Origin of the sequence: Shewanella sp. KT0246, assembly GCF_019654955.1 — a bacterium.
GTDB lineage: Bacteria > Pseudomonadota > Gammaproteobacteria > Enterobacterales > Shewanellaceae > Shewanella > Shewanella goraebulensis.
Genome location: NZ_BPEV01000108.1, coordinates 1 through 694, shown reverse-complemented (window position 1 = coordinate 694; position 694 = coordinate 1). Strand labels below are relative to the sequence as shown.

The 694-nt window shown below is 47.8% G+C and carries 1 protein-coding gene; it reads left to right on the top strand.

The window, feature by feature from the left end; translation table 11 throughout:
* A partial coding sequence (locus tag K5Q58_RS20640; RefSeq protein ID WP_220755725.1) for a VCBS domain-containing protein occupies positions 1-694 on the top strand: 694 nt, incomplete at both ends.

Here is a 694-nt window from a genome sequence, read left to right as displayed (position 1 = left end):
GTGATTGCAGGCACTTCAACTGCAACGCTCACTGAAGATAAAGACGTTCACTCGGGATTATTAAGGGTTGATGGTGCGTTAACCATTACTGATAGTGATAACGGCCAAGCTCAGTTCAGCGCAGAAACCCTTCAAGGTCAATTTGGTACCTTGAGTATCAACAATTTAGGCCATTGGACCTACACCGCGGATAACGCACAAGCCACGATTCAAGGCTTAAAAACGGGTGAGTCGGTAACTGATACCCTGCTGGTTCACTCTGTTGATGGCACTGAACAACAAGTCACCGTGACCATTAACGGTACTGACGATAAAGCAGTGATTGCAGGCACTTCAACTGCAACGCTCACTGAAGATAAAGACGTTCACTCGGGATTATTAAGGGTTGATGGTGCGTTAACCATTACTGATAGTGATAACGGCCAAGCTCAGTTCAGCGCAGAAACCCTTCAAGGTCAATTTGGTACGCTGACTATCAATAACCTCGGCCATTGGACCTACACCGCGGATAACGCACAAGCCAACATTCAAGGTCTGAAAACGGGTGAGTCGGTAACTGATACCCTACTGGTTCACTCTGTTGATGGCACTGAACAACAAGTCACCGTGACCATTAACGGTACTGACGATAAAGCCGTGATTGCGGGCACAGCAACGGCCAGCCTCACCGAAGATAAAGACGTTCACTCGGGAT